Source organism: Microbacterium sp. W4I20, from assembly GCF_030816505.1.
Classification (GTDB): domain Bacteria; phylum Actinomycetota; class Actinomycetes; order Actinomycetales; family Microbacteriaceae; genus Microbacterium.
In genome coordinates, this window is sequence record NZ_JAUSYB010000001.1 from 1,321,045 (window position 1) to 1,346,647 (window position 25,603).

Genomic DNA, 25,603 nt, shown 5'->3' on the forward strand with positions numbered 1-25,603 from the left:
TAAACGAGTGGGCATCCGCGGATCGTGAGAGCCCCCTGGATCTCACTCGGCGCGACTCAGCGTCTGCAGCACCTCGGTCCGCGGAGCAGACGGCAGGACGAACCGGAACTCGGTGCCCACTCCCTCCTCGCTGCTCACGTCCATCGTGCCGCCGTGGGCGAGGACGATCGCGCGGGTGATGGTCAGCCCCAGACCGACGCCGGGCACGGCGTTTCGGGTCGCCGTCGATGCGCGGAAGAACCGGGTGAACAGCATCTTCTGCTCGTCTTCCGGGATGCCGACGCCCGTGTCGCGCACCGACAGCTCCACGCCGCCGTCGACCGTCCGGAGCCGTGCGGTGACGTTCCCTCCGCGCGGTGTGAACTTGATCGCGTTGGAGAGGAGGTTGTCGAGTGCTTGACCCATCCGCCCGGCGTCGACGAGCAGGCCCAGCGGGGCTTCCGGAACCTCCGCGGTGAGGGTGATTCCCTCGCGCTGCGCGTGCGGTCCCGCCGATGCCACGGCGGAGCGCACCAGCTCGGCGAGGTCGGTGTCCGAGCGGTCCAGCGGGAACCGTCCCGACTCGACCTGGGCCGTGAAGAGCAGGTCGCCGACGAGGTTGAGCAGTCGCTGGGCGTTGCGCTCGATGATGCCGACGAACTCCTGCTGGTCCGCGGTGAGCGGCTGCCCCGGATCGTGCTGGAGCAGATCGAGGAACCCGATGATCGCGCTCAGCGGGGTCCGCAGCTCGTGCGAGATCATCCCGACGAACTCGTCCTTCATGCGTGCGACCTCGACGGCCTTGCTCTCGTCGGTGACCACCAGCAAGTACCCCTGCTGTCGTCCTGCGCCGTCCCGATACGGGCTGACGGTCACTCTGGCCGGCACCGAACTGCCGCCGGCCGTCACGACATCGACGTCGCGCTCGATGCTCTGATCGCCGTCGGCGCCGTCGAACAGGGCCCGAAGCCCCGGAGGGAGTTCGGACGGGTGATCGGCGCGCTGCTCGATCGTGCAGTCGCTCGCGAGCACGGTGAGGGAGGTCTCCGAGAAGATCCGGTCGACACGCACGTCCTGCGTCGCCTCGGCCGCCGTAAGTCCGAGCAGTCTTTCCGCTCCCGGATTCCAGGCCGTGACCACGCCCCGCAGGTCCGTCGCGATGACGGCCTGAGCGGTGATCGACGACCACAGGCCCTCGTACGACTCGACGAGTGAGCGGAACTGGTGCTCCTTCTCCCGCAGCTGCACGATCATCTTGACATTGTCGGCGAGCGTGGCCGTCCGCTCTGTCACCAGCTCCTCGGCCTGTTCGGCGCGCACGCGCTGCTGCCGCGAGAGCTCGTTGACGACGGCCGCCACGGCGGCGAACACGAGCGGCCCGACCACGCCGCGCAGCCAGTCGACGGAGCTGCTGGGCGGATCGGCGAAGTACGGCATGAGCAGCGCGAGCGAGGTCAGACCGCCGACCACGAAGACATAGCGGATGCCGGGGGCGGCGGCGATCCACACGGTCGGCAGCAGCACCAGAGAGGAGAAGAGCGAACCGGCCCCGCCGGTTCCGGCGCGGAAGAGGCCGAGACCGACGATGTCGATCATCGGGATGAGCAGCACGATCCAGCCGTCGTGCACCCGCCGAGCGCTCAGTACCCCGGCCTGCACGGTCGCCGCCAGGACGATCGCGATACCCAGGATCGCCGCGCCGAAGTGGGTGAACGGCAGATCGGCGTTGAGCCAGGTCAGCAGCCCGGCGACGACGGCCGCGATGAACGTCGGCGCCTGCTTGACCAGCGGGCTCGGGTTGTCGAAGACCTGGTACCAGCGGTTCTCGGCCCGATCCAGCGGCGTGGCCCTCATCGCGGCATCCTGTCGAGGATCGCGCGCAGGTCCGCGCCGGTGATCGGCTTCGGCAATGCGGCGTCGGCGGGCGGGTAGTCGGCGGCATCGAGGACAGAGCTGATGACGAGGAAGCATCCGGGAAAGCGCTCCTGGACGAGCCGCGCGCACTCCTGCCCGGAGATCCCGGGGAGCAGCAGGTCGATCACCGCGAGCACCGGTTCGATCTCGGCGAAGGCGGAGATCGCGGATTCCGCATCGGCCACGGCGAACACGTCGAAGCCGGCACGGTCGAGGTGGCGGCGGAGCAGCGCGACCTGATCGTCAGCGTCTTCGACGACGAGGGCCAGCGGCCTCCCGCTCATCGGAGGAGCAGCTCTCGCACGACCACGATCACGATCACGACGCCCAGGGCGAGGAGCGCCTGCGGCACGAGACGGCGTTCACGACGGGCATCCGCAGCGACCTCCTCCACCTCGGCTTCTTGCGAGGGTGCTTCGGTCATGAGTCGACCCGTCCGATCTTCTCGGTCTTGATCCACGAGGCGTCGGCGCGACGCCACTCCTTGAAGTACGAGTCCACGGTGATGGCGCAGAGCAGCGATCCGTAACCGCAGACGTAGAGCAGGAGCCCCGCGAAGAAGCGCCCGCCGGGGAGGGGCTCCACGGCGCGGGCGAGCCAGATGCCCAGCATCGAGATCGGCCCCCAGAGGTAGAAGACCACCGCCCAGAAGAATCTCGTCTCGTCCGTCAGCGGGAGCCCGAGCTGCGTCAGAGCGCCCTCGAACAGCCAGGGGAACAGCGCGAAGGCCATCAGGATCAGGGCCCCGAGTCCGGGGAACATGATCGCCTCCCGCCACGACTGCCGACCGATCCGCGGGTCGAGCTGAACCGCGTAGAGCATCGAGAACAGGTAGATGCAGGCGGCCGAGATCCACATGAAGCGGAACACGAACTCCGCGATGTCGCTGTGCAGCACCAGCAGCACGAGCATCGCCGCCGCCGCCAGGAGCATGAACGCGGGCAGCAGCAGGATCGTGAACCACGCGAGACCGAACGGGATGCTGCCGAGGTTGTGGTCGCGGCTCGGCCGGAACCACAGCTTGCGGTAGATCGCGGTGAGCTGCACGTTGCCGCGGGCCCAGCGCAGCCGCTGCTTCCAGAGACTGTCGACGGTGCGCGGCTCCTCGGCGAGCACCACCGCGTGCGGCTCGAAGACCATGCGCCGCCCCTTGAGCTGCCCCTCGAACGTCGTCATGGTGTCTTCCGCGAGGGTGCCGGTGGGGATCCGCCCGCCGATCGCCTCGAGGTTCGCGCGAGAGTGCAGCTGCGCCCCGCCGGCGAGACACGCGATGGCACCGCCGACGTTCTGGGTGCGCCGGGCGGAGAGCTGCCCGATCACGTACTCGATGGCGATGAAGCGCGTGAGGTAGTTGCGGTCCCGGCTGCCCTCGGCGATGTAGGCCGTGACGGCGCCGACCTTCTCGTCGGCGAGATGCCGGCTGAGCTTGCGCAGGGAGTCCCTGGCGAAGATCACGTCGGCATCCATGATGAGCACCGCCTCGGCCCACTCGTCCGCGAGGATCACGTCGAGGCCGTGGTTCAGAGTGTGCGCCTTGCCCTCGCCGCCCTTGTCGCGGCGGAGGTGCACGACGCGACCCGGATACGCGGCTGCCTTGGCCGTCACGATGTCGGGGGTGTCGTCGGTCGAGGCGTCGTCGACGACGAAGATCCGCAGCCGCTCGGCCGGGTACTCGAGCTGCAGCAGCCGCTCGATGGCCGGTCCGATCACGAGCCCCTCGTTCCACGCCGGGATCACGACGGCGATGTTCGGGTGGTACGGCGCCGCCTTCGGGTAGTGGTTGCGGAACGCGTGCACTGGGAGCATCAGGAACTGCAGACCGGTGTTGATCACCGGCAGCGTGCCGATGAAGACGCACAGCAGCAGGAAGATGACCAGTGCCGTCTCGAGCCAGGTGAGATCGGCCATCACGACGCCTCCCCCTCCTGAAGCAGCGCCGTCACCCGCGTGTACCGTCCGACGTCCGAGGCCAGGTGGCTGTCGGTCGATGCGACGATCCCCGCGCCCGCTCGGCGCAGCGCGGCAAGGGAGCGGATGCCGGGGCAGCCCCACTTCTCGTTCACCTCGACGAGCGTGTCGGTCGCCGCCGCCGCGCGCGCCCAGGTGTCGATGCGCTCGTCGCCGAGGTCGTCCTCGGACAGGCCGATCTTCGGGAGGATCGAGAAGCAGTGCGCGAGCTGGTTCCCGGGGTAGCGCTGCATCGACGCGATCAGCGCTTCGACCAGCTGGTCGAGGACGTCATCGTGCGCCCAGCCCTCGGCGATCCGCTCGCGCACCGCCGTCGGTCCGAGCGGGCCGTCGACCCCCGGAAACTGGTGATCGGCGATCAGGATCCGGTCGATGCCGGTGGGAAGAACGGGGATGTCCAGCGTGCCCGAGGAATCGAGGATCTTCGCCTCGACTCCGCTCAGCACGGTCAATCCATCCGGCACGACAAGCGCACGGACGGCGGCGAGGTACTCCGGAACCCAGGCGGTGCTGGTCCGCACATGATCGACGAGGCGCACGGTCGAGAGCCCGGCGGCCGCGGCTGCGGCGACGTTCTCCTCGAGGGTCGACACGGCATCGTCCGAGAACGTGGAGTGCACGTGGTGATCCCCGCGCAGAGCCGGATGGCTCACAGTTCCTCCTGATGCCCCGCGTGATCGGAGACGAGCAGATCCTCGACCTCCACGATCACGTCCTCCAGGAACCGCACCGAGGCGACCTCCCGGAACGGGACCGACGCGGGCAGCTCGCGACCCAGGAAGAGGTCGGCGACGAGCGAGGGGATGTCGACGCCCGCCGCGATCGTGAGCGGGAGCGCACCGGGGAATCGCGGATTGACCTCGAGCAGCACGGCGCGACCGGTGCGATCGCGGCGGAGCTGCACGTTCGCGACACCGACGAGCCCGATAGCCCGGGCGATCGCCGCCGCCGTGTCCTCGAGCTCGGGATCGCGGACGGTCTGCCCGGCGATGGCCACACCCGAGTCGACTCTGGCGCGCGTGCGCGGCACGGCAGCCACGACGTGGCCCGCGGCATCCGCGATGACGTCGACGGAGTACTCCTCGCCGGGCAGGAAATCCTGCACGATGAGTCCTTCGTCGGTCGGCAGCGCCTCGAGCGCCGCCCGATCGGGGACCATGCGGATGCCGCGACTGCCGGCGCCCTGCCGGGGCTTGGCGAAGACGGGGAACTCCCAGTCGACGGCTTCGGCGTCGGGTCCGGCGAGGACGGTGCGCGGGGTGCGGCCGGTGGCCGCGCAGCGCTCGGCGAGCGCCATCTTGTCGAGCGCGGTGTTCAGCGTGTCCGCAGAGGGCGCGGCCAGCACCGCGGGAGCCAGTTCTTCCCGGCGATCCGCGAGGGCGATGAGCTCGACGTCGACCGTCGAGATCACGAGATCCAGCGCGTCCTCTTCGACCATCCGGGCGATGGCGGGCACGAAGTCCTCGTCCCTGCCGGGCGGCACGAGGCGTCGCTGCGCCGGCGGGACCAGGTAGATGCCGCTCGCCCAGCCGTCCATGTCGGCGGCGAACACGGTCAGGTCGTCGCGGCCGAGCAGCGACCGGATCACGGCGACTCCGGCGGGGCCACCCGCACCGGTCACCAGCACTCGCTTCGTCATCAGCTCTCTCTTCTCGTGAGTTCGTGGGCGCCGACGAACTCCGCCGTCTCGCGCACCACCTCCAGCGGCTCCACGGCCATGCCGCCGCCGAAGCGGGACCAGTACCGTGCGGTGGCGGTGACGAAGCCGGGCTCGAGGTAGTCCCGGCTCGCCGTCTGCGAGCGGAAGCGCTCGAGGAGCTGAAGCTTCTGCTCGAGATATTGGTCGATGCGGACGAAGCGCGTGGGGCGGAAGTCGATCGTCGCCGAGGGGCTCTGGTAGCACGCGACGGTGCCGACTCGGCGCGTGGCCACGATCGTCGCCTCGCTCACGGCCCGGTGGTCCTGGTGCCGATCGTGACTCGAGTGGGTGTAGACGATGGTCGGCTCGATCTCGCGCACGACCTCCTCGATCAGACGAACGGTCGCACCGCCGCCGGAGATCTCGGTGTCCACGAGATCCTTGACGAACAGTCGTGCGCCGAGCATGTCGGCTGCCGCGAGCGATTCGCCCTGCCGGCTGTCGGCATCGCCGCCACGAGCTCCGCGAGACAGGGTGAGGATCGTGATCTCATCGCCGCCCTGCGCATGGGCCGCGAGCAGTCCCCCGACGCCGATCTCGACGTCGTCCGGATGTGCACCGATCGCCAGCACCCTTTCCTTCGGACGGCCCTCTTCACGACGGCGCCGGCCTTCTTCGACGAGCCGGGTGACGGCCTCGACCAGCTTCGCGTTGTCGAGCGGCTTGGTGAGGAACTCGTCGGCCTGCGCGCGCAACGCGGAGACGGCGTACTCGACCGAGACGTGCGCGGTCATCACGATCACCGGGACGCTCGGAACGGTGCGGCGCAACTCCGCGAGCAGCTCCAGCCCGCTGAGTCCGGGCATCTCGATGTCGGTGACGACGACGTCGGGTCGCATCGCGGCCACCCGCTCGATCGCGGCCTGGCCGTCCGAGGCGACTTCGACGATGCAGCCGGCTCGGCGCTCCAGCACCGTCTTCACGAGCAGCGCGACATCGGGATCGTCGTCGACGACCAGAACGCGAGGGGTCTCCTCAGCCATCAAGAGGCTCTCCTTGGGGATGTTCCCGGCCGATGGGGAGATCGGCGGCGCGGTCTCGGTGCCTTCATTCACCGAGGCCGCAGGGAAAGTCGAGCGGGGTATGTCGAGTCTGGCATAAGCGGGGGCGTGAGCCGCCACACCCAGGTGCGGCGATCCGCGCGCCGCGGTCCTACGACGAGGCGCGGGTCGCGCGCTTCTCCTGCTGGTAGACCCGGATCGCCTCGTAGCGCTCGGCCGAACGGGCCTGCCACTTGGCCGCCTCCGCCTGGCGGTTCTTCGGCGGAGCCGTCGTGACGAGGTCATCGAGCAGCTGGCGCGTCGACCGCGCGATCTCCGCGATCGCGCGGTCGAAGACGGCCTGATTCGCTCGGGAAGGCGCGTTGGTCCCCGAGATCTTGCGCACGAACTGCAGCGCGGCGTCGTGGCATTCCTCGTCGGTGGCGGCGGGCTCGAGGTTGTTCAGCGGGACGATGTTTCGACACATGACCGGCACGCTACGCCGGGCCGCCGCCGGACGGAAGAGGGCCGATGGGTGAACGGGATGGTGCGACCTCTCGGCGGCTCGCTACGCTCGGGCTACCAGCAGCCCCCGGCAGCATCCGCTGTCGCTGTGAACAGGAGACACGATGACCGATCCCCAGCCCCCCGATTCCCCGTACGCGCCTCCGCCCTCCACCGACGCCCCCTCGGGCGGCCCTGCGGCAAACCATCCCGCGCCATACACCTCCGCCGGACCTGCGTACCCGTCGGCGCCGCCCGCCCCTCCCGGACGCACACTGGCGATCGTCGGGCTCGTGCTCGCGTTCCTGGTGTCGCCCGTCGGCCTGATCCTCAGCATCGTCGCGGCCGTCAAGCTCGGCAAGGCCGGCGCGCCGAAGGGCATCGCCATCGCCGGCATCATCGTCGGAGCGATCGTCACCATCATCTGGACCATCGTGATCATCCTGCTCGTGACCGTCTTCGCGGGCCTCTTCGCGATGTGCGCGGAGCTCGGCGCCGGCGTCTGGGAGGTCGACGGCGTCACCTACCGCTGCGGTTCCTGACCGCGCTCCCGCAGAACGAAGAAGGGACCGGATGCCGCGGCATCCGGTCCCTTCTCTGCGAATCGCGAGCTACTTCTTGTAGTTCGGCGCCTCGACGACGATCTGCACGTCGTGCGGGTGCGACTCCTTCAGCCCCGCCGAGGTGATGCGCACGAACTTGCCGCGGGTCTTGAGCTCCTCAATCGTGCGCGCGCCGACGTAGAACATCGACTGCCGCAGACCGCCGACCAGCTGGTAGGCCACGGCGGAGAGCGGACCGCGGTACGGCACCTGGCCCTCGATGCCCTCGGGGATCAGCTTGTCGTCGCTGGGCACGTCGGCCTGGAAGTAGCGGTCCTTCGAGTACGACGTCTGCTTGCCCCGGGTCTGCATGGCGCCGAGCGACCCCATGCCCCGGTACTGCTTGAACTGCTTGCCGGACTGGAAGACGATCTCGCCCGGCGACTCGTCGGTACCGGCGAGGAGCGACCCGAGCATCACGGCATCAGCGCCGGCGACCAGCGCCTTGGCGATGTCTCCCGAGTACTGCAGACCGCCGTCGGCGATGACCGGCACGCCGGCGGGACGCGCGGCGAGCGAGGCCTCGTACACGGCCGTGACCTGCGGCACGCCGACACCCGCCACGACGCGCGTGGTGCAGATCGACCCGGGACCGACACCGACCTTGACGGCGTCCACACCCGCGTCGATCAGCGCTTGGGCGCCCTCACGGGTCGCGACGTTGCCGCCGATGATGTCGATGTGCTCGAACGACTCCTCAGCCTTGAGCCGGCGCACCAGGTCGATGACGCCCTGCGACTGACCGTTGGCGGTGTCGACGACCAGCACGTCGACTCCGGCGTCGCGCAGCGCCTCGGCACGCTCCCAGGCGTCGCCGAAGAAGCCGATGGCCGCGCCGACGCGCAAACGCCCCTGGTCGTCCTTGGTGGCGAGCGGGTACTTCTCGCTCTTGTCGAAGTCCTTGATGGTGATGAGCCCGGCGAGCTTGCCGTCGTCGTCGATGAGCGGCAGCTTCTCGACACGGTGCTTGGCGAAGAGGGCGATGACCTCACCGGCGGCGACGCCGACCGGCGCGGTGACCAGGTTCTCGACCGTCATCACGTCCTTCACGAACGTGGTCTGCCGCTCGAAGCCCGAGACGAAGCGCATGTCGCGGTTGGTGATGATGCCGACGAGCTTGCCCTCGTCGTCGACCACGGGAAGACCCGAGATGCGGTACTTCGCGCACAGCGCGTCGACCTCTTCGACGGTGGCGTCGGCCGTGGTCGTGATCGGGTCGGTGATCATGCCGGATTCGCTGCGCTTGACGCGGTCGACGTGCGCGGCCTGGTCGGCTATCGAGAGGTTGCGGTGCAGGATGCCGATGCCACCCTCGCGGGCCATCGCGATCGCCATGCGCGACTCGGTGACGGTGTCCATCGCGCTCGACAGCAGCGGAGTGGCGACCGAGATGCGCCGCGTGATGCGGGAAGACGTGTCCGCCTCACTCGGGATGACGTCGGTGTGCCCCGGGAGGAGCAGCACGTCATCGTACGTCAGTCCGACGAAGCCGAAGGGATCGTGCTGGTCCATGGAAGCTCCTCCTGCGCGAGTCGCGCGAATCCGAGTGCGAGTGGGGACGACGTCGGCCGCAGCGGGCCGGAAACCCGTATGAGGATTCTAAGCGAGTCGGGCCCGAGAACATTCCCCGAACGGCCCTCATTCCCCGCGTAGGGCCGCCGATGTAGGTGAATCCCGAAACGCGCACTACGCTCAAACTCGTCGTCCATCGCTGCGGTTCACACCCGATGCCGCAGCGCAGCACTCACAGTGGAGGTTGCGTGGGACCCACATCGATCGCCGTCCAGCGAAGGCACCCTTGGGTCGTCGCTCTCCTCGGCATTCTCATGGCGCTCACAGCGCTCGTCATCCTGCCTCCCTCATCGGCGTCGGCCGAGACGACGGACGACGGGCAGGAGGTCACGGACTTCTACTTCGCGGGCGTCGTCACATTCCAGGACGAGCCGGTCGAGGGCGTCGTGATGACCATCGACGGCAACGGCTTCGAGGCCGAGACCGAGACGGATGCCGAGGGCAAATGGCGCCTGTATGTGCCCGAGAAGGAGAAGTACACCCTCACGGTGGACGAGTCGACCCTTCCCGAGGGCGTCATCGTCGATGCCTCCCAGCTCCCCGAGGGTACGCAGCCCCTCGCCGGCACGACCGCGTCGTTCGAGCTCGAGTTCGGCCTCACCGGCACGAAGATCGTCAACTTCTTCCTGGGTGCGGGTGAGCGGATCACCGTCTCGTTCATCGACCAGCTGCTCTCGCGCATGGTCGGCGGGCTGAACTTCGGCCTCCTCCTGGGCCTCGCCTCCATGGGCGCCGCGCTCATCTACGGCACCACACGGCTGTCGAACTTCGCGCACGGCGAGATGGTGACGTGGGGCGCCGTGGTGACCCTGCTGTTCACCACCTTCTGGCAGCTGCCACTCTGGTTGGGCATCATCGCCGCAGTGATCGGCGGTGCGGCACTCGGCTGGGCGCTCGACGCCGGTATCTGGAAGCCGCTGCGTCGACGAGGGCTCGGCATCGTGCAGCTCATGATCGTCAGCATCGGCCTCTCGCTCGCACTCCGCTACGGCCTGCAGTACATCATCGGCGGCAACACGTATCAGCTTCCCGGCGCGAGTCCTGAGCCGATCAGGTTCGGACCGATCTCGCTGTCGTACATCGACCTGATCGGGATGGGCACGAGCATCATCGTGATCCTCGGGGTCGCCTTCTTCCTCACCAGGACCCGCACCGGCAAAGCGACTCGCGCGATCTCCGACAACCCGCAGCTCGCTGCGGCATCCGGCATCGACGTCGACAAGGTCGTCCGCACGGTCTGGATCCTCGCCGGCGTCCTCGCCGCGGTCTCCGGCATCCTCTGGGCATACTTCCGCCCGGGTGTGAAGTGGGACATGGGCATGCAGATGCTGCTGCTGATGTTCTGCGCGATCACGCTCGGCGGTCTCGGATCGGCGATCGGCGCCCTCATCGGATCGATCATCGTCGGCATGGCCGTCGAGGTGTCGACCCTGCTCGGAGTCCCCTCCGACCTCAAGTACGCCACGGCACTGGTCGCACTGATCGTGATCCTGCTGGTGCGACCCCAGGGCATCCTCGGCCGCAAGGAAAGGTTGGGCTGACGCATGGACTTCGGCAGCATCTTCGGCAACACCGCCTCCTACCTCTTCAGCCCGACGACGATCGCCTACGCCCTCGCGGCGACCGGCCTCGCCGTGCACTTCGGCTACACGGGTCTGCTCAACTTCGGCATGGCGGCCTTCATGGCGATCGGCAGCTACGGCTACGCGATCTCGATCCTCACCTTCGGGTTCCCCTGGTGGGCGGGCGTCCTCGTCGGCGTCCTGGGCGGCGCGGCGTTCGCGCTGATCCTCGGCATCCCGACCCTGCGTCTGCGCGCCGACTATCTCGCCATCGCGACCATCGCGACCGCGGAAGTGGTGCGCCTGCTCTTCGTCACCGAACTGTTCGGCGACGTGACGAACTCCGCCGGCGGCCTCTCCGGATACCACCAGAGCTTCCGCGACGCGAACCCGTTCCCCCCTGGCACCTACGGGTTCGGCCCGTGGACCTACAACGCGAACGATCTGTGGGTGCGCGTCTTCGGCCTGCTCGTGCTCGCGCTCTCGGTCCTGGTGGTCTGGGCGCTCATGCGCAGCCCCTGGGGCCGCGTGCTGAAGGGCATCCGCGAGGACGAGGACGCCGTGCGCTCGCTCGGCAAGAACGTCTTCGCGTACAAGATGCAGGCGCTCGTCGTCGGCGGCGTGATCGGTGCCCTCGGCGGCATCGTGTTCGTGCTCCCGTCGGCGGTCATCCCCGGCAGCTACTCCACGTCGCTCACGTTCTTCCTGTGGACGATCCTGCTCCTCGGCGGCGCGGCGACCGTCTTCGGTCCCACGCTCGGCGCCCTGCTGTTCTGGGTGGTGTTCGCCTTCCTCGGTGCGCTCCTCCCGGCGATGGCGAACGCCGGCTATCTGCCCATGACGGGCGCACAGGCCGACGTGGTGCGGTACATCCTCATCGGAGTCGTCCTGATGCTGATCGTCGTGTTCCGCCCTCAGGGCATCCTCGGAAACAAGAGGGAGATGACTTTTGTCCGGTGACAACGACGCGGTCGCATCCGCGAAGAGCACGCCCCGCGCCAAGACCACGGGTCTCACCACCGGTCCGTCCGCGCCCGGCGTCGCGAAGGTCGATCCGATCCTCGTGGTCGACGCCGTGCAGCGGCGCTTCGGCGGGCTCACGGCCGTCGACGTCGACCACCTCGAGATCCCGCGCGGCGCGATCACCGCGCTGATCGGCCCGAACGGGGCCGGCAAGACGACGCTGTTCAACCTGCTGTGTGGATTCGACAAGCCCAACAGCGGCACCTGGTCTTTCGACGGCACGAACCTCTCCGGCATCCCCTCCTTCAAGGTGGCACGGATGGGGCAGGTGCGCACGTTCCAGCTCACGAAGTCCCTGTCGCTGCTGACCGTGATCGAGAACATGAAGCTCGGTGCACCGGGCCAGCGCGGCGAGGGCTTCTGGGCCGGGCTCTTCCCGTTCCTGTGGCGCAAGCAGGATGCCGAGATCGAGCAGCGCGCCCACGAGCTGCTCACCCGCTTCAAGCTCGACGCGAAGGAGCAGGACTTCGCCGCGTCGCTCTCGGGCGGACAGCGCAAGCTCCTCGAGATGGCGCGGGCGCTGATGAGCAACCCGACGCTCGTGATGCTCGACGAGCCGATGGCCGGGGTCAACCCGGCCCTGACGCAGTCGCTGCTGGAGCACATCCTCGACCTCAAGGATCTGGGCATGACGGTGCTGTTCGTCGAGCACGACATGCACATGGTGCGCCACATCGCCGACTGGGTGGTCGTCATGGCCGAAGGCCGCGTCGTCGCCGAAGGCCCGCCGGACAAGGTCATGGAGGACCCCGCCGTCGTCGATGCCTACCTGGGCGCGCACCAGGACGTGGACCTGGGTGCCGTGACCGGTCGCCTCCCGGTGATCTCGGATGTCGACGCCGCGAAGTTCCGCGAGCAGGTCGAAGCCGAGGTCGAGGCCGAGGAGTCCGTCGAAGACGCTGAGGAGAAGAAGGCATGACCGATCCGACGCCGGTCCGGAACGAGATCAAGAACGACGACGTCATCGTCGAGCTGAAGGACGTGCACGCCGGATACCTGCCGGGCGTGAACATCCTCAACGGGGCGAACCTCATCGCGCACAAGGGCGAGCTGATCGGCATCATCGGCCCGAACGGCGCGGGCAAGTCCACGCTGCTCAAGGCCATCTTCGGCATGGTCAACATCCGCTCGGGCGACGTCACCGTCAACGGCGAGAGCATCCTCGGGCTCAAGGCCGACAAGCTCGTCAAGCGCGGTGTCGCCTTCGTGCCGCAGACCAACAACGTCTTCCCCTCGCTCACCATCGAGGAGAACCTGCAGATGGGGCTCTACCAGAACCCCAAGATCTACGCCGAGCGCCTGGAGTTCGTGAGCGGGATCTTCGGCGAGCTCGGCAAGCGGCTGAAGCAGCGCGCCGGATCGCTCTCCGGCGGTGAGCGGCAGATGGTCGCCATGTCGCGCGCGCTGATGATGGACCCCGCCGTGCTGCTGCTCGACGAGCCGTCGGCGGGTCTCTCCCCCGTGCGCCAGGACGATGCGTTCATCCGCGTCTCCGACATCAACAAGGCGGGTGTGACGACCATCATGGTCGAGCAGAACGCCCGCCGCTGCCTGCAGATCTGCGACCGCGGGTATGTGCTCGATCAGGGCAAGGACGCATACGAGGGCTCGGGACGCGATCTGCTCAACGATCCGAAGGTCATCGGCCTCTACCTCGGCACGCTCGGCACAGACGCCGCCTGAGCCGTTTCAGAAGGGGGATGCCGCGCGGCATCCCCCTTCTGCATGTCCGGCGCTGCGCGGCCGGTGCGGCAGTCAGGAGGCAGCAGAAAGGCCCCGGGCGATCGTCCGGGGCCTTTCTTGCTGCGTGTCTTACTTGAGGCGCGTCGTCACGTTGTCCGCGTCGAACTCGTAGACGCCGATCGCGGCGCCCTTCGGGTCGTTGTTCTCATCGAACGTGATCTCGCCGGAGAGGCCGTCGTAGTCGGCCTTGCCGCCGCCGTTGATGATCTCGGCGCACTCTTCGAACGTCTTGCACTTCTCGCCGTCGCCACTGCCGCCGGAGACCGCGCCCATCTGCTCGGCCATGTCGGCGCCCTCGACGGAGCCGGCCTGCAGAGCAGACAGCGCCATCAGGATGACGGCGTCGTATGCCTCAGCCGAGTAGGTCACGGCGTCGATGGGGTCGTTGCCCTCGGCGGTCCAGACCTCGTTGAGCTGGTCGAGGAAGTCCTGCGGCAGCTCAGCGCCGGCGCGGGTTCCCTTCGAGCCCTCGAGGCTGACCGAGACGTCGGCGCCCCAGTCCTTCAGGTTGCCGTCGACGAGGTACAGCGAACCGGTGTCGAGTCCGGCGTTGCCGAGCAGCGGTGCGATGGTCGCGAACTGGTCGTAGGAGACCACGGCCACGGCGTCGGGCTTGGCTGCAGCGATCGACTGCACCTGCGCGTTGAACTGACCGTCACCCTGGTTGTAGGAGACCGCCTCGACGACCTCGCCGCCGGTGCTCTCGAACGTGGCCTTGATGGCCTCGAACAGGCCCGTGCCGTAGGGGTCGTTCTGGTAGATGATGCCGAGGGTCTTGTGACCGTCTTCGGCGATCTGGTTGCCGAGCACCTCACCCTGAAGGTTGTCGCTCGGCGCCGTGCGGAAGTACAGCGGGTTGATGCCCGTGAAGTCCGGCGACGTGTTCGACGGCGACACCGTGAGGATGCCGGCGCCGGCGTTGCCGTCGAGGATCAGCTTGGTGACGCTCGAGGACGCGGCTCCGACCATGGCGGTGATGCCGGCGTTCTGCAGGTTGGTGATCGACGTCTCGTACGCCTTGTTGTCGAGGTCGCCCTCGTCGGCGGTGGTGAGGTCGATCGTGACACCGGCGTCGGCCTCGTTGATCTGGTTGACCGCGAGCTGGACGCCCGCTTCCATCGGCGCGCCGAGGAACGAGAGCGACCCGGTGGCGGGCAGCAGCGAACCGAGCTTGAGCGTCAGGTCGGCGGCCGGCTTGTCTCCCCCTCCTTCGGACGGGGTGGATTCCGGCGTGCCTGCGCAGCCGGCGAGGACGATGGCGGATGCGCTGAGCAGCGCGATCCCCGCGAAGACCTTCGCTGAGCGCGAACCCTTCAGTACGTTCATGATGCTCCCTTGCGTGACAGAACGTGGATTGTGACCACGGTCGAGTGCTCTAACACTATGGCGTGGCGTACGCGCTGAGAGGTCGCAAGTATCTCGGTGCGTTAACGATCCGGCACCGAGTTCCGCCCCGGGTGAGGCGCGGACTCAGACCGGCTCGGCCCGGTGGTCCCGTCGCCCTCGACGTGCGGCGAGGAGCAGGTCGACGACGAAGACGATGATCGCGATCCACACGATGATGAATCCGGCCCACCGTTCCGGAGGCATCGGCTCGTGCAGGACCGCGACCCCGATGATGAACTGCATCACGGGCGTGACGAACTGGAGCATGCCGATCACCGTGAGATTCACGCGGCGGGTGCCCGCGGCGAACAGCAGCAACGGGACGGCTGTGACCACGCCGGCGAGCGCGAGCATGACGGCGTGGCCCCAGCCGTTCGCTCCCATCGTGATCCCGGCCGGCGTCTGGGCCACGATGACCAGCTGTACCACCGCGATCGGGATCAGCCAGAACGACTCGAGGGTCAGGCCGCTGACCGCGTCGACCGCGGGGCCGATCTTCTTCTTGATGAGCCCGTAGAGGCCGAAGGACGCCGTGAGGGTCACCGCGATCCACGGGAACTCCTGGTACGCGACGACGATCACGACGACTGCGGCGGCCGCGATGGCGATCGCCGCCCACTGCAGACGACGGATGCGCTCCTTGAGCACGAAGACGCCGAGAAGCACCGTGGTGATCGGGTTGATGAAGTAGCCGAGGCTCGTCTCCACCACACGATCGGCGAGAGCGCCGATGACGAACACCTGCCAGTTGACGTAGATGAGGAGCCCGGCGAGGGCGGTCCACCCGAGCAGCCGCGGTTGTCGCACGATTACGCGGAAAGCCGCCCACCCGCGGGTGACCGTGAGCAGGAGCAGGCAGAAGACCAGCGAGAGCAGCACACGCCACGCGACGACCTCCCACGGCCCGGTGGGCACCAGGAGGAGGAAGTACAGCGGGAGGACTCCCCAGAGGAGGTACGCGGACCCGGCGTATGCGACTCCGGCTGTTCGGGCGGCGCGGGGCGTCGTGTCGGGGGTCACCGCACAACCCTATGCTGCTGCCCGCCTCGTCAGCGCCGCAGAGCGGCGTCCGGGCCGACGTTGGCAGGAAACCGATGGTGAGTGGCGGAGACGCAGAAGAGGCCCGGATGCCGTGGCATCCGGGCCTCTTCTGCGGAACCGAGGTCCCTGCCCTTCGACGGGCTCAGGAACCGGCTTCAGCTTCTCAGCGGACGACGACAGCCAGCACGTCGCGAGCCGACAGGACGAGGTACTCGTCTGCGCCGAACTTCACCTCGGTGCCGCCGTACTTGCTGTACAGGACGCGGTCGCCCACGGCGACGTCGATCGGGACGCGGTTGCCGTTGTCATCGATGCGACCGGGGCCGACGGCGATGACCTCGCCCTCCTGGGGCTTCTCCTTGGCGGTGTCGGGGATGACCAGGCCACTCGCGGTGGTCTGCTCGGCCTCGACCTGCTGGATGACGATGCGGTCTTCGAGCGGCTTGATGGAAACCGACACGGTCTACCTCTTCTTTCTTGACACTGACACGAAAGACTTGTTCGCACTCTCAACCCGAGAGTGCTAATCCAGTCTAAGCGCTCGGCTGGCACTCATGCAATGCGAGTGCCAACGCAGCGCGCCGCATGGTCCAGCCCGAGCGGTCATTAGGCTGGGGACGTGGAGATGTCCGAGCTGCAGGCCCTGCTCACCCCCGCCGGGCTCGAGCTGCTCGACGAGGTGGGGACGATCGAGTCGACCGCCGAGGTCGCCCGCGCCGTGTCGCGGCTGCGCGCCGCGGGGCACTCCCCCGATCTCGTCTCCGCCGTCGTCGGTCAGGCCCGGCTGCGCGCCAGAGCGGCCGCGAAGTTCGGACCTTTCGGCGCCCGGATGCTCTTCACCCGCGCGGGACTCGAGCAGGCGACGCGACTCGGTGTCGCGGCACGGCATGCGCAGCGGATCCGCAGCGCCGGATTCACGCACGTCTCCGATCTCGGCTGCGGGATCGGCGGAGACGCACTGGCCTTCGCCGGGTCGGGCCTGGACGTGCTCGCCGTCGACGCCGACGAGGTCACCGCGGCGATCGCCGCGTACAACCTGGCTCCGTTCGGCGACAGCGCCGTCGTGCGCCACGAGACGGCGGAGGCCGCCCTCGACGGCTCCCGGCCTGCGGCCGGAGCCGTGTGGATGGATCCGGCCCGCCGCACCGCCGGGCATAGCGAGACCCGTCGCGTCGCGGCCGACGACTACTCCCCGTCGCTGGAGTGGGTCTTCGACGTCGCCGCCCGCACGCCGACCGGCATCAAGCTCGGTCCCGCGCATGATCGAGACTCCCTCCCCGCCGATGCCGAGGCCCAGTGGGTGAGTGCCGACGGCAGCGTCGTCGAACTGGTGGTCTGGACCGGTTCGCTCGCACGACCGGGCGTACGGCGCTCCGCTCTGGTGATCCGCGGCGAGCGCTCGCACGAACTCACCGCAGATGCCGATTCCGTCGATGCCCCGGTGCGCGAGCTCGGAGCATTCCTGCACGAGCCGGACGGCGCCGTGATCCGTGCGCGTCTGATCGGAGACGTCGCGCGAAGCCTCGACGCCGGCATGCTCGACCAGCACATCGCGTATCTGACCTCGGATGCCGCGGTGACGAGCCCGTTCGTGCAGTCGTTCCGGGTGCGCGAGACGATGCCGGCGAATCCCAAGGCGATCAGTGCGGCGCTGAAGGCGAACGACATCGGGCGGCTGGAGATCAAGAAGCGCGGTGTCGACATCGACCCCGCGGCGTTCCGGAAGAAGCTGGTGCTGCGCGGCGACCAGGAGGCGACCCTGATCCTGGCCCGCATCGGCGATCAGCGCCGGGCTATCCTCGCCGATCGGGTGTCCGCCGCGGTGTGAGCGGCGAAGGCCGGCTGGGCAGCGGTCAGCCCTCGGGTTCGTTCGGGATCGTCACTTCGATCGGGTCTCCGTGCTCACCACCCAGCTCCATCCGCTCCCCCGGATTCAGGAAGGAGACCGACTGCGCGATGGTGAGGTACGGCGTCTGGTGGCGGGCGTTCTGGATTCGCAGGTTCCATGTCGTCGGCATCCCGTCGACCGTTCCGTCGATGTCGGTCGACACCCCCCGTCCTGCGGCGTCGAAGTCCGAGCTGCACGCCGTCCGCCCGTCGGCACCGTCGACGATCATGCAGTACTCGATGAAGTCGTCGCCTTCGGCGAAGCGGGTGCCCAGCCAGACCGGTTGGCTCTGGAAGTCGCCGACGACCAGCAGCCCGGCGTCGAACCCCTGCTCGACGAGCTCCCTCGCACGATCGCGCTCCGCCCCCTCGAACTGACTGATCATCGCGAGGTCGGAAGACCACCGCTGGATGGAGACCAGGGGCTCCCCCGTCGTCGACAGCATCATCGTCGCGTTCACGCTGGACCCCGGCGGCACCCCGGATTCGGCATCGCTTCCCGCGTTCGGCGGCACCATCACCGAGGCGGAGAGGCCGAAGGCCTTCGTGTCGTCGGCGTCCTGACACGCCTGAGACGAAGCCTGGGCGATGTCGATCACCAGGCATTCCTGTGCGCCGTCGCTCCGGGTCGCGAACCAGACGAGTGCATCCTCGTCCTGGCCGATCGCCCGCAGCGACCCTTCGTCGAACTTCCCGTCCGCGGAGAGCTCGAGACGTCGCTCCTGCTGCTGCGGGGTCAGCGAGACGATCTCCGGGCGCTGACCGAAGACCGCCCACCCCGCACCCACGCCGATCGCCAGCAGGAGAGCGGATGCCGCAGCGATCACCCACCACCGGCGACGGCGGGACACCCGGGGCGGGGCTTCCATGGTCCGAGCCTCAGAACCGGGCGTGATCTCCTCGATAATCGACGGTCTCGGCGCCTCGGGCTTCGCCGAAGGGCCTTGCTCAGATGCTCCGGCGTCCGCGACCCCCGGAACCGAGTCCACCGGGCCGCCATCGACGGCGGGCGAGGTCTCACGAGCAACGCCGGGCACCTCGCGCACCGCGGCTTCGAGTTCTCGCAGCCGCGCGGATTCGGCATCCGTCAGCCCGCCCTCGCGCCCGTACGCCTTCCGCTGCAGCGCGCGCAACTCGTCGCGGTCAGTCTCCCCCGGCACCGAGCTCACCTCGCTCACGCGTGATCACCAGGAACGTCGGACCGTAGTTCGGGGACAGCTCGAGGGTCGTCTTCCCGCCGTCGTCATCGACGTGCTCGAGCACCAGACTCGTCCCCTGCTCCTGCAGCAGCTGGCTGTCGTCGCAGCTCATCTCGATCGGATCGGAGGAGCCGTCGTAGATCAGGCACTGCCGGTTCGTGTCGAGCATCGTTCCGGTCCAGATCGGCACGTCGCCGTCGTAGCCGACCACCCAGATCGACCCCGGGTTCAGCCCTTCGTCGGCGAGGCGCTTCGCGATCAGCGTCTCCTCTTCGGTGGCATAGGTCATCATGCCGGCCTCGTCGTACTCATACGAGTTGACGACTACGGCGGGCTCGCCGGATGCGGTGATCATCAGCGAAGCACTCACCTCTCGCACCGGCTGTCCGGGTTCGCCCCCCTCGTCGATGACCAACGATCCCGCCATCCCCGCGTCGGTGACGGCGTCGGCGGGCTGACACGTCGGCGCGGTGGTCTCCCCGTCACCGAGGATGAGGCAGGTGAGCTTGCGCTCGCCCTTCGTCGCCGTCCAGACGACCACGCCCTCCTCGACGGCGACCGCGCGGATCGACCCGGCGTCGTACTTCCCTTCGACAAGGAGGGCGTTCTGCCACTCCTGCTGCTCCGGGGTCAGGGCGACGGCCGCGCCTGCCGGTCGGCCGAACAGCGCCCAGCCCGCGACCACCCCCACCGCGAGCAGGACCACCATCGCGAGGGCGACCGGCCGCCAGTGCGCCCGCACCAGGGTGAGATTCGTCGCCCCGGCGACAGGCTGGGCTGCGGCGTTGGTCGACGGCGGCTCCGCGAACACGCCACTACGGGCTCCCGAGCCCATCCACGGGCCCTGTTCTTCGAGAGGCTCAGCAAGCCAGGACTCGGCAGCCTCCGACACCGACGACTCGGAAGCCGCAGGAACTCCGGTCGCGACGGGCTCAGGCTCCCATGCAGCGGCGACCGGCCTCGCAGCGCGGTGCGTCTCGAGCTCGCGCAGCCGGGCGGCATCGGCCGCTGTCAGATCGGCCTCGCGCCCGTACGCGCGCTCCTGCAGTGCTCTCAGCTCGGCGACTTCCTCGGCGCTCAGCATCCGACTATCCGAGTCTCTCGAACTGCATGCCCGCCCAGACCAGCCAGCCCAGGCTGTAGACCGTCGCGCAGAGCCCGAGCACGAGCGCCCAGCGCGCGATCGCGCGGCTCTCGACCGGGCGTCGGAGCGACATGATCGCCGCGACGACCGCGACGATCGCCACCGGGATGCCCCAGCCGACGAAGAACGAGGCCCCGAGCGCGACGATCGCCGCGAGCAGAGCCCAGGGGGCGAGCCGGGTGTCGTCGACCGTGGCCGCGCCGGCCGTCGGCTCCCACTCGGTGTCGTCGGCGGCGTCGATGTCCGGGCCGCTCACCACCACGGGTTCGATGCCGACCGGCCCCGTCGGCAGCTTCGAGTACCCGTCTCGGCGAGCGCCGGGGATCCTGGCGGCTCCCGACGGCTGCTCGACCTCACCGCTCGGGCGTTCGATGCGCGTGGGCGGGATGGGGGCGGGCGCGGGGCGCTCGGGTGATCGCGGAACGTCCGTCATGCGGGCACCGCTTCCGCGATCTGGATCTCCGTGACGGGGAGGGTCGAATCCGCGCCGAACGCGAGCGTCGACGGCGGACGCCCGGAGGAGATCAGTTCTGCGGCGAGAGCCGCGATCATCGCTCCGTTGTCAGTGCACAGCGACAGCGGCGGAATGCGCACGGTCACGCCCGCTTCAGCGGCGCGTTCGAGCGCGACCTCCCGCAGACGCCGGTTCGCGATGACCCCGCCGCCCAACAGCAGTCGCGGAACCCCGAGGTCTGCGCACGCGGCGAGCGCCTTCGTCACGAGCACGTCGACCACGGCCTCGCGGAAGCTCGCGGCGACGTCGGCCACCGGCAACTCCGTCGCGCCGTCCGCTTGATCGGCCTCGAACCGCTCGACCCATCGCGCGACGGCCGTCTTCAGCCCTGAGAACGAGAAGTCGTAGCGGTGCTTCGCCAGGTCGGAGGTGCGGGAGAGCCCCCGGGGGAAGCGGATCGCGTGCGGGTCGCCGTCGCGCGCCGCCCGGTCGATCTCGGGGCCGCCGGGGTACGGCAGCGAGAGCAGTCGGGCGACCTTGTCGAAGGCCTCTCCCGCCGCGTCGTCCATGGTCTCGCCGAGCAGCTCGACGTCGGTCGTCAGGTCGCGCACGTGCAACAGCGACGTGTGCCCACCCGAGACCAGGAGCGCGATCGTCGGGTATTCGAGCGGAGCGGAGTCCGGGGTCAGGATGTCGGCGGCGATGTGGCCGACGAGGTGGTTCACGGCGTACAGCGGCTTTCCGAGCGAGACCGCGAGTCCCTTCGCCGCTCCGACCCCGACCATGAGCGCACCGGCGAGGCCGGGACCGCTGGTCACCGCGACCGCGTCGAGGTCGTCGAGTCCCACGCCCGCTTCGGCGAGAGCCGCGTCGATGGCCGGCTGAAGGGCCTCGAGGTGGGCGCGTGCAGCGACCTCGGGCACCACGCCCCCGAAGCGCGCGTGCTCGTCCATGCTGGACGCGATCGTGTTGGAGAGGAGGGTGCGTCCGCGGACGATGCCGATGCCGGTCTCGTCGCAGCTCGTCTCGATGCCGAGCACCAGGGGCTCACTCATGCGTTCGCCTCCTCCGGCTGCTCGGTCGACAGCGGATGCCGGCGCAGATCACGGCGCATCACGATCGCATCCACGTCGTCCGGCTGATAGTAGCGAGGGCGCCTGGCGATCTCCTCGAAGGCCTCGGCGAGGTACAGGCCTTCCGCGGTCGGGTTGTCGGCCCTGACCTCGAGGAAGACCTCCCGCGCCCCGCGTTGGACCGCCGCCGCGAGCAGCGCGCGCAGCAGCGCCCGGCCCCGCCCTGCGCCGCGGTGTGCGGCGTCGAGGGCGATGGTCTGGATGTCGGCATCCGCACTCCCCTGCAGAGCGCGTACACCGCCGTAGCCGACCACGACACCCTCGTGCTCGTCGACCAGGTAGCGGCCGTGCGGGCTGACCAGCTCGGATGCCATGGCCTCCGCGCTCCAGGCGTCGGTGGGGAACGAGCGGTTCTCGATGCCCATGATCGCGTCGAGATCGGCGGGTGTCGCCTCGCGGATGGTCATGACCCGACCTTCTTCGGCGCGCCCGGCACGGTCACGTCCGGGTGGCGCATATAGAGGGGCTCGTCGCCGGCGAGAACGCGGTCGGCCGCGAGCGCACGGGCGCCGACGCGCGCCAGATCGACGGCGGAGAGCGCGCCCACGTCGATGCGACGGATGCCGTCGAGGTGCGCTTCCGCGTCGACCGCCCGCACCAGGCGGGTGTCGGCGACGACGCGCGGGATGCCGTCGTCGTCGATTCCGTCGACCACGGTGATCGCGACCTCGCGGCGGCGGGCGTCGGTGACGACGGCGAACGGTCCGGTCTCGGTCTCCAGGGCGGTCAGTGCTGCTCCGAGATGGCTCGGCACCGGGACCACGGGAATGCCGCGTCCGAGCGCGAACGTGCGTGCCGCCGCGATGCCGATGCGCAGTCCGGTGAACGGCCCGGGCCCCATGCCCGCGACGACGTGCGTGATCTCACCCGGACCCGCCTCCCGGAGCACCTGCACGAGCAGATCGCCGATGACCTCGGCGTGACCGAGCGGGTCGATTGTCGACGCTTCGGCGCGGCGGGTGCCGTCGGCATCGATGAGGGCGACGGCAGTGCCCAGGGAGGTGTCGACGGCGAGGATCACCTCTCCAGGGTAGCCGGGCGCGCCGCGGATGCGGTCGTCGTCGCGGTGACCTCGGCGACCGGCGCATCGCGTGTGCCGGCTCGGTCCCAGCGGTCGCCGCCGGCCGCACGCGCCCGGACCGCTGCCTCCGCTGCAGCGGTCGCCAGAGCGTCGTAGTCGTAGCCGAGGACGGCGACGGAGGCCCAGCCGATGCTGGCGGATGATCGGATGCCGTCGGCCGGGGCGTCGCGCTGGATGACCGAGATGCGGGTCAGGATCTCGCGGATGTGGAACTGCACCGCCTCGTCGCTGCCGCGGATGAGGACGAGGGCCCGGCTGTCGTCGATCCGCACGGCATCCGCCGAGGCAGGGAGCGTCTCTTCGACGTCGGCGTGGAATCGATCGGCGATGAGGGCGAACGTCGAGCCGGTGGACGCCTCCCGCAGGTCGGCCGGGTCGTCCAGGCGCACATCGAGCACCGACCAGATCTGCTCGTTCTGCGCGTGCGCCTTCTCGAGACGGCGGCGGGCGCGCTGCGTTGCCCCGTCGACGTCGCTGGGAGCCGCGGCCTCGGCCCTGACCATGAGCACGATCGTGAAGGCCGCGCAGGTGCTGACCACGAGGGTGCCGACGGCGTTCATGCCGCGGAGGGCGCTCAGCTGCGCGTCAGTGCTGTCGCCGCCACTCAGCAGGGCGAACACGGCGCTCGCGACCGCGACGATGACCACGGCGCACGAGGCAAGCGCGAGCGGGAGCACGATGTCGAGGGAGGCGGGTCGGCGCCGGAGCAGCTCGTAGGCCACCAGAGCCGCGAAGACCCCGCTCCCGACGAAGACCGCGTGGAAGGCCGCCAGATACCAGGGCCCGCCGGCGGTGAGCACCAGCAGCACCGGCGCGACGAGCACGAACACGGCGACCGGCCACCACGTCACCCGCTGACGGTGGTGCAGGCGCAGGCCGAGCCAGACGAGGGGCTCGAAGCAGAGCAGCAGAGCGGATGCAGCGGCCCGCAGCACCGGCGCGTCCGTCAGGTGGCCGCCGAGCCAGAGGTAGGCGCCGAGCACGCCGAGCGAGAAGGCCGCACCCCACGCCACGGTCGCTCGACCGGGGCGGGCCAGGGTCGCGAGACCCAGGACCAGCGCGGCGAGCACGGTGACGACCGCCACCATGCTCGTGGTGATGTCGACCTGCACGGGCACGAGCGCGAGACCGTTCACGCGAGGACCTCCTTGACTCGCCGCTGCGGGAAGCGCAGGGTGACGATGGTGCCGGCACCCAGGGTGCTGTCGACGCTGATGCTGCCCTCGTGGGCTTCGACGATGTCGCGGGCGATGCCCATGCCGAGGCCGGTCCCGGCGACACCGGCGAGCACCGCCCGCTCGGTGCGGAAGTACGGCTCGAAGAGGCGGGGCAGTTCGTCGGCCGCGATCCCCGTCCCGGTGTCGCGGATCGAGAGCTCCGCCTGGCCATCCGGCGCCGAGCCGAGCTCTGCGGTGATGCGGCCCTCGGCCGGGGTGTACTTGACGGCGTTGCTCAGCAGATTGTCGATCACCTGGCGCAGCCGGAACGCGTCGCCGTAGATCACCATGCTCTCCGCTCCGCTGACCTCCAGCTCTTTCCTGCTGCTCGATATCAACGGTGCGAAGGAGGCGGCCGACGCCTCGACGACCTGACGGAGGTCGACGGGCTCGAAGGGCTCATCCGGCACATGCTTCGTCGACTCCAGGGTCGACGCCACGAGATCCTCCATCCGCTCACCGGCGTTGGCGATGACCTCGAGCTGCGCGGTGACGCGGGTCGGAAGATCGTCGCGCTCCAGCAGCAGATCGACGTGACCGATGATCGCCGTGAGCGGATTGCGCAGCTCATGCGAGACGATGGCGGCGAGCGTACGGCGCTCCTCGGCGGCGTCGAGCACCGTGGTCACGTCGTCGATGATGACGAGGGCGATGTGCTCGTCCTCGCTCGCCATCGTCTGCGTGCTCACCTGCAGCGCGCGCCACTGCCCGTTGCTGTCGAACAGCCAGACGCGCTCGTCGTCCAGCTTCTCGCCGGCCGCAGCCCGCGCCAGCGTCGTGAGGTCCGGCGGCACCGCGGCACCGCGTCGCTGGTCGTACTCGACGGCCGCCGACGGCACCGCGGCGCCGAAGCGATCACGCCCGTACAGCGCCCGATAGGCATCGTTCATCTGGAGGATGCGGCCGTCGCCGGCCACCACGACCAGCGCCACCCCCAGCGCGTCGATGATCTGCGTCACCCGCTGCTGGTTCGTCTGCGCGCGCTCGGCAGCCCGGTTCACCTGATCCGACCGGCGCTCGAGCAGTCTCCGCGCGGCGCGCGAGCGCTGCGACCCGACGCGGACGGTGACGCCGAGGAAGCTCAGGGTGATGATCACGGTCAGCACGCGCAGCAGCACCTCGGCCGGTTCGCCGGTGTGCTCGGCGAAAGCCACGAGGCAGGCGCTGATGAAGGCGACGCCGCCGAGCACCCACGGCATCGAGAAGTAGGTCGCCAGCCACGTGACGGGGAACACCCAGAGCAGACCGAGACGGAGGTCGGGGGCGCTCGTGGTGAGACCGACCGCGAGCGCGTCGAGCAGCGGCAGCGTGACGACCGCCGTCCGCGGAAGACGACGCCAGGGCACCGCGAGGGTGAGCAGCGTCGTGAACACCACGAGCGCGAGCCCGGCGATGAACAGCGGGATCGTGAGCGTCTGCGGCGTGAAGGCGGTGATCATGACGACGATCGCCACGATGCTCCCCGTGAACACCAGCTGCCATCGCCAGATCGACACGGTGCGGATCATGAAATGC

Annotated in this window: 26 protein-coding genes; 6 read left to right on the top strand and 20 right to left on the bottom strand. The window is 69.2% G+C overall.

Features of this window, described 5'->3' with window-relative positions; genetic code table 11:
* Nucleotides 1-42: 42 nt before the first annotated feature.
* From QFZ21_RS06390 to QFZ21_RS06425, 8 genes are all read right to left on the bottom strand, one after another.
* Nucleotides 43-1,833, bottom strand: a complete 1,791-nt coding sequence (locus QFZ21_RS06390) for an ATP-binding protein (RefSeq protein WP_307375613.1) — start codon at nucleotides 1,831-1,833, stop codon at nucleotides 43-45.
* The gene (locus tag QFZ21_RS06395; RefSeq protein WP_307375615.1) at nucleotides 1,830-2,177 is read right to left on the bottom strand and encodes a response regulator; all 348 of its coding nucleotides are present in this window, start codon (nucleotides 2,175-2,177) and stop codon (nucleotides 1,830-1,832) included. Before QFZ21_RS06395 ends, QFZ21_RS06390 begins: the two co-directional genes overlap by 4 nt.
* Complete coding sequence (locus QFZ21_RS06400) at nucleotides 2,174-2,317, bottom strand: hypothetical protein (RefSeq protein WP_307375617.1); 144 nt, start codon at nucleotides 2,315-2,317, stop codon at nucleotides 2,174-2,176. Before QFZ21_RS06400 ends, QFZ21_RS06395 begins: the two co-directional genes overlap by 4 nt.
* On the bottom strand, nucleotides 2,314-3,801 hold the full coding sequence (locus QFZ21_RS06405) for a glycosyltransferase (protein WP_307375619.1): 1,488 nt from the start codon (nucleotides 3,799-3,801) through the stop codon (nucleotides 2,314-2,316). The genes QFZ21_RS06400 and QFZ21_RS06405 overlap by 4 nt, the downstream gene beginning before the upstream one ends.
* The gene (locus QFZ21_RS06410) at nucleotides 3,801-4,514 is read right to left on the bottom strand and encodes a PHP domain-containing protein (RefSeq protein WP_307375621.1); all 714 of its coding nucleotides are present in this window, start codon (nucleotides 4,512-4,514) and stop codon (nucleotides 3,801-3,803) included. Before QFZ21_RS06410 ends, QFZ21_RS06405 begins: the two co-directional genes overlap by 1 nt.
* Complete coding sequence (locus QFZ21_RS06415) at nucleotides 4,511-5,500, bottom strand: ATP-grasp domain-containing protein (protein ID WP_307375622.1); 990 nt, start codon at nucleotides 5,498-5,500, stop codon at nucleotides 4,511-4,513. Before QFZ21_RS06415 ends, QFZ21_RS06410 begins: the two co-directional genes overlap by 4 nt.
* A complete protein-coding gene (locus tag QFZ21_RS06420) occupies nucleotides 5,500-6,543 on the bottom strand; it encodes a response regulator (protein WP_307375624.1) in 1,044 nt (347 codons plus the stop codon). The genes QFZ21_RS06415 and QFZ21_RS06420 overlap by 1 nt, the downstream gene beginning before the upstream one ends.
* 169 nt (nucleotides 6,544-6,712) lie before the next feature.
* Nucleotides 6,713-7,027, bottom strand: coding sequence for a DUF2277 domain-containing protein (locus QFZ21_RS06425; RefSeq protein ID WP_307375626.1), 315 nt, complete (start codon nucleotides 7,025-7,027; stop codon nucleotides 6,713-6,715).
* 142 nt (nucleotides 7,028-7,169) lie between these two features.
* On the opposite strand from QFZ21_RS06425, the gene QFZ21_RS06430 reads away from it, so the two are divergent.
* Nucleotides 7,170-7,586, top strand: coding sequence for a DUF4190 domain-containing protein (locus QFZ21_RS06430; protein WP_307375629.1), 417 nt, complete (start codon nucleotides 7,170-7,172; stop codon nucleotides 7,584-7,586).
* A 69-nt stretch (nucleotides 7,587-7,655) separates the two neighbouring features.
* Here QFZ21_RS06430 and guaB read toward each other — a convergent pair whose 3' ends face one another.
* Nucleotides 7,656-9,158, bottom strand: coding sequence for an IMP dehydrogenase (guaB, locus tag QFZ21_RS06435; protein ID WP_307375632.1), 1,503 nt, complete (start codon nucleotides 9,156-9,158; stop codon nucleotides 7,656-7,658).
* A 314-nt stretch (nucleotides 9,159-9,472) separates the two neighbouring features.
* Here guaB and QFZ21_RS06440 point away from each other — a divergent pair, with 314 nt between their 5' ends.
* From QFZ21_RS06440 to QFZ21_RS06455, 4 genes are read left to right on the top strand one after another with little or no spacing between them, the layout of a single operon-like run.
* The gene (locus QFZ21_RS06440; RefSeq protein WP_307381247.1) at nucleotides 9,473-10,759 is read left to right on the top strand and encodes a branched-chain amino acid ABC transporter permease; all 1,287 of its coding nucleotides are present in this window, start codon (nucleotides 9,473-9,475) and stop codon (nucleotides 10,757-10,759) included.
* A 3-nt stretch (nucleotides 10,760-10,762) separates the two neighbouring features.
* Nucleotides 10,763-11,740 (top strand): branched-chain amino acid ABC transporter permease, encoded by a 978-nt coding sequence (locus QFZ21_RS06445; protein WP_307375635.1) that lies wholly within the window; start codon nucleotides 10,763-10,765, stop codon nucleotides 11,738-11,740.
* Entirely contained in the window at nucleotides 11,730-12,722 is a 993-nt protein-coding gene (locus QFZ21_RS06450) for an ABC transporter ATP-binding protein (RefSeq protein ID WP_307375638.1), read from the top strand. Before QFZ21_RS06445 ends, QFZ21_RS06450 begins: the two co-directional genes overlap by 11 nt.
* Complete coding sequence (locus QFZ21_RS06455) at nucleotides 12,719-13,486, top strand: ABC transporter ATP-binding protein (protein ID WP_307375640.1); 768 nt, start codon at nucleotides 12,719-12,721, stop codon at nucleotides 13,484-13,486. Before QFZ21_RS06450 ends, QFZ21_RS06455 begins: the two co-directional genes overlap by 4 nt.
* 129 nt (nucleotides 13,487-13,615) lie before the next feature.
* On the opposite strand, the gene QFZ21_RS06460 is transcribed toward QFZ21_RS06455, so the two are convergent.
* The 3 genes from QFZ21_RS06460 to groES form a co-directional block, all read right to left on the bottom strand.
* Complete coding sequence (locus QFZ21_RS06460; RefSeq protein ID WP_307375643.1) at nucleotides 13,616-14,872, bottom strand: ABC transporter substrate-binding protein; 1,257 nt, start codon at nucleotides 14,870-14,872, stop codon at nucleotides 13,616-13,618.
* Nucleotides 14,873-15,016: 144 nt separating this feature from the next.
* A complete protein-coding gene (rarD, locus tag QFZ21_RS06465; RefSeq protein WP_307375646.1) occupies nucleotides 15,017-15,952 on the bottom strand; it encodes an EamA family transporter RarD in 936 nt (311 codons plus the stop codon).
* Between the two features lie 184 nt (nucleotides 15,953-16,136).
* The gene (gene groES, locus QFZ21_RS06470; protein WP_046012430.1) at nucleotides 16,137-16,433 is read right to left on the bottom strand and encodes a co-chaperone GroES; all 297 of its coding nucleotides are present in this window, start codon (nucleotides 16,431-16,433) and stop codon (nucleotides 16,137-16,139) included.
* Between the two features lie 165 nt (nucleotides 16,434-16,598).
* Here groES and QFZ21_RS06475 point away from each other — a divergent pair, with 165 nt between their 5' ends.
* Nucleotides 16,599-17,801 carry an SAM-dependent methyltransferase gene (locus QFZ21_RS06475; protein WP_373426041.1) on the top strand — a complete coding sequence of 401 codons (1,203 nt, stop codon included), beginning with the start codon at nucleotides 16,599-16,601 and terminating at the stop codon, nucleotides 17,799-17,801.
* A 25-nt stretch (nucleotides 17,802-17,826) separates the two neighbouring features.
* On the opposite strand, the gene QFZ21_RS06480 is transcribed toward QFZ21_RS06475, so the two are convergent.
* Genes QFZ21_RS06480 through QFZ21_RS06515 form a run of 8 tightly spaced genes read right to left on the bottom strand, consistent with a single transcriptional unit; the run spans nucleotide 17,827 to nucleotide 25,596 of the window.
* Nucleotides 17,827-19,038, bottom strand: coding sequence for a hypothetical protein (locus QFZ21_RS06480; protein ID WP_307375653.1), 1,212 nt, complete (start codon nucleotides 19,036-19,038; stop codon nucleotides 17,827-17,829).
* Nucleotides 19,004-20,143: a hypothetical protein gene (locus QFZ21_RS06485; RefSeq protein ID WP_307375656.1), complete on the bottom strand. Its 1,140-nt coding sequence runs from the start codon at nucleotides 20,141-20,143 to the stop codon at nucleotides 19,004-19,006. The genes QFZ21_RS06480 and QFZ21_RS06485 overlap by 35 nt, the downstream gene beginning before the upstream one ends.
* A gap of 4 nt (nucleotides 20,144-20,147) precedes the next feature.
* The gene (locus tag QFZ21_RS06490) at nucleotides 20,148-20,636 is read right to left on the bottom strand and encodes a hypothetical protein (protein WP_307375659.1); all 489 of its coding nucleotides are present in this window, start codon (nucleotides 20,634-20,636) and stop codon (nucleotides 20,148-20,150) included.
* The gene (tsaD, locus tag QFZ21_RS06495) at nucleotides 20,633-21,712 is read right to left on the bottom strand and encodes a tRNA (adenosine(37)-N6)-threonylcarbamoyltransferase complex transferase subunit TsaD (protein WP_307375662.1); all 1,080 of its coding nucleotides are present in this window, start codon (nucleotides 21,710-21,712) and stop codon (nucleotides 20,633-20,635) included. The genes QFZ21_RS06490 and tsaD overlap by 4 nt, the downstream gene beginning before the upstream one ends.
* Nucleotides 21,709-22,197, bottom strand: a complete 489-nt coding sequence (gene rimI, locus QFZ21_RS06500) for a ribosomal protein S18-alanine N-acetyltransferase (protein WP_307375665.1) — start codon at nucleotides 22,195-22,197, stop codon at nucleotides 21,709-21,711. Before rimI ends, tsaD begins: the two co-directional genes overlap by 4 nt.
* Nucleotides 22,194-22,811, bottom strand: a complete 618-nt coding sequence (tsaB, locus tag QFZ21_RS06505) for a tRNA (adenosine(37)-N6)-threonylcarbamoyltransferase complex dimerization subunit type 1 TsaB (RefSeq protein WP_307375668.1) — start codon at nucleotides 22,809-22,811, stop codon at nucleotides 22,194-22,196. The genes rimI and tsaB overlap by 4 nt, the downstream gene beginning before the upstream one ends.
* A complete protein-coding gene (locus QFZ21_RS06510) occupies nucleotides 22,808-24,007 on the bottom strand; it encodes a hypothetical protein (RefSeq protein WP_307375671.1) in 1,200 nt (399 codons plus the stop codon). Before QFZ21_RS06510 ends, tsaB begins: the two co-directional genes overlap by 4 nt.
* Nucleotides 24,004-25,596, bottom strand: a complete 1,593-nt coding sequence (locus QFZ21_RS06515) for a cell wall metabolism sensor histidine kinase WalK (protein WP_307375674.1) — start codon at nucleotides 25,594-25,596, stop codon at nucleotides 24,004-24,006. The genes QFZ21_RS06510 and QFZ21_RS06515 overlap by 4 nt, the downstream gene beginning before the upstream one ends.
* Nucleotides 25,597-25,603: the final 7 nt, after the last annotated feature.

What these genes read in the sequence shown, in the direction of transcription:
- QFZ21_RS06440 (WP_307381247.1), top strand. Translation starts at nt 9,473, where the DNA reads ATGGCGCTCACAGCGCTCGTCATCCTGCCTCCCTCATCGGCGTCGGCC.
- QFZ21_RS06490 (WP_307375659.1), bottom strand. Translation starts at nt 20,636, where the DNA reads ATGACGGACGTTCCGCGATCACCCGAGCGCCCCGCGCCCGCCCCCATC.
- QFZ21_RS06415 (WP_307375622.1), bottom strand. Translation starts at nt 5,500, where the DNA reads ATGACGAAGCGAGTGCTGGTGACCGGTGCGGGTGGCCCCGCCGGAGTC.
- QFZ21_RS06400 (WP_307375617.1), bottom strand. Translation starts at nt 2,317, where the DNA reads ATGACCGAAGCACCCTCGCAAGAAGCCGAGGTGGAGGAGGTCGCTGCG.
- QFZ21_RS06405 (WP_307375619.1), bottom strand. Translation starts at nt 3,801, where the DNA reads ATGGCCGATCTCACCTGGCTCGAGACGGCACTGGTCATCTTCCTGCTG.
- QFZ21_RS06445 (WP_307375635.1), top strand. Translation starts at nt 10,763, where the DNA reads ATGGACTTCGGCAGCATCTTCGGCAACACCGCCTCCTACCTCTTCAGC.
- QFZ21_RS06430 (WP_307375629.1), top strand. Translation starts at nt 7,170, where the DNA reads ATGACCGATCCCCAGCCCCCCGATTCCCCGTACGCGCCTCCGCCCTCC.
- QFZ21_RS06460 (WP_307375643.1), bottom strand. Translation starts at nt 14,872, where the DNA reads ATGAACGTACTGAAGGGTTCGCGCTCAGCGAAGGTCTTCGCGGGGATC.
- QFZ21_RS06515 (WP_307375674.1), bottom strand. Translation starts at nt 25,596, where the DNA reads ATGATCCGCACCGTGTCGATCTGGCGATGGCAGCTGGTGTTCACGGGG.
- QFZ21_RS06420 (WP_307375624.1), bottom strand. Translation starts at nt 6,543, where the DNA reads ATGGCTGAGGAGACCCCTCGCGTTCTGGTCGTCGACGACGATCCCGAT.
- guaB (WP_307375632.1), bottom strand. Translation starts at nt 9,158, where the DNA reads ATGGACCAGCACGATCCCTTCGGCTTCGTCGGACTGACGTACGATGAC.
- tsaD (WP_307375662.1), bottom strand. Translation starts at nt 21,712, where the DNA reads ATGAGTGAGCCCCTGGTGCTCGGCATCGAGACGAGCTGCGACGAGACC.
- rimI (WP_307375665.1), bottom strand. Translation starts at nt 22,197, where the DNA reads ATGACCATCCGCGAGGCGACACCCGCCGATCTCGACGCGATCATGGGC.
- QFZ21_RS06395 (WP_307375615.1), bottom strand. Translation starts at nt 2,177, where the DNA reads ATGAGCGGGAGGCCGCTGGCCCTCGTCGTCGAAGACGCTGACGATCAG.
- QFZ21_RS06390 (WP_307375613.1), bottom strand. Translation starts at nt 1,833, where the DNA reads ATGAGGGCCACGCCGCTGGATCGGGCCGAGAACCGCTGGTACCAGGTC.
- QFZ21_RS06475 (WP_373426041.1), top strand. Translation starts at nt 16,599, where the DNA reads ATGTCCGAGCTGCAGGCCCTGCTCACCCCCGCCGGGCTCGAGCTGCTC.
- QFZ21_RS06455 (WP_307375640.1), top strand. Translation starts at nt 12,719, where the DNA reads ATGACCGATCCGACGCCGGTCCGGAACGAGATCAAGAACGACGACGTC.
- QFZ21_RS06425 (WP_307375626.1), bottom strand. Translation starts at nt 7,027, where the DNA reads ATGTGTCGAAACATCGTCCCGCTGAACAACCTCGAGCCCGCCGCCACC.
- QFZ21_RS06485 (WP_307375656.1), bottom strand. Translation starts at nt 20,143, where the DNA reads ATGCTGAGCGCCGAGGAAGTCGCCGAGCTGAGAGCACTGCAGGAGCGC.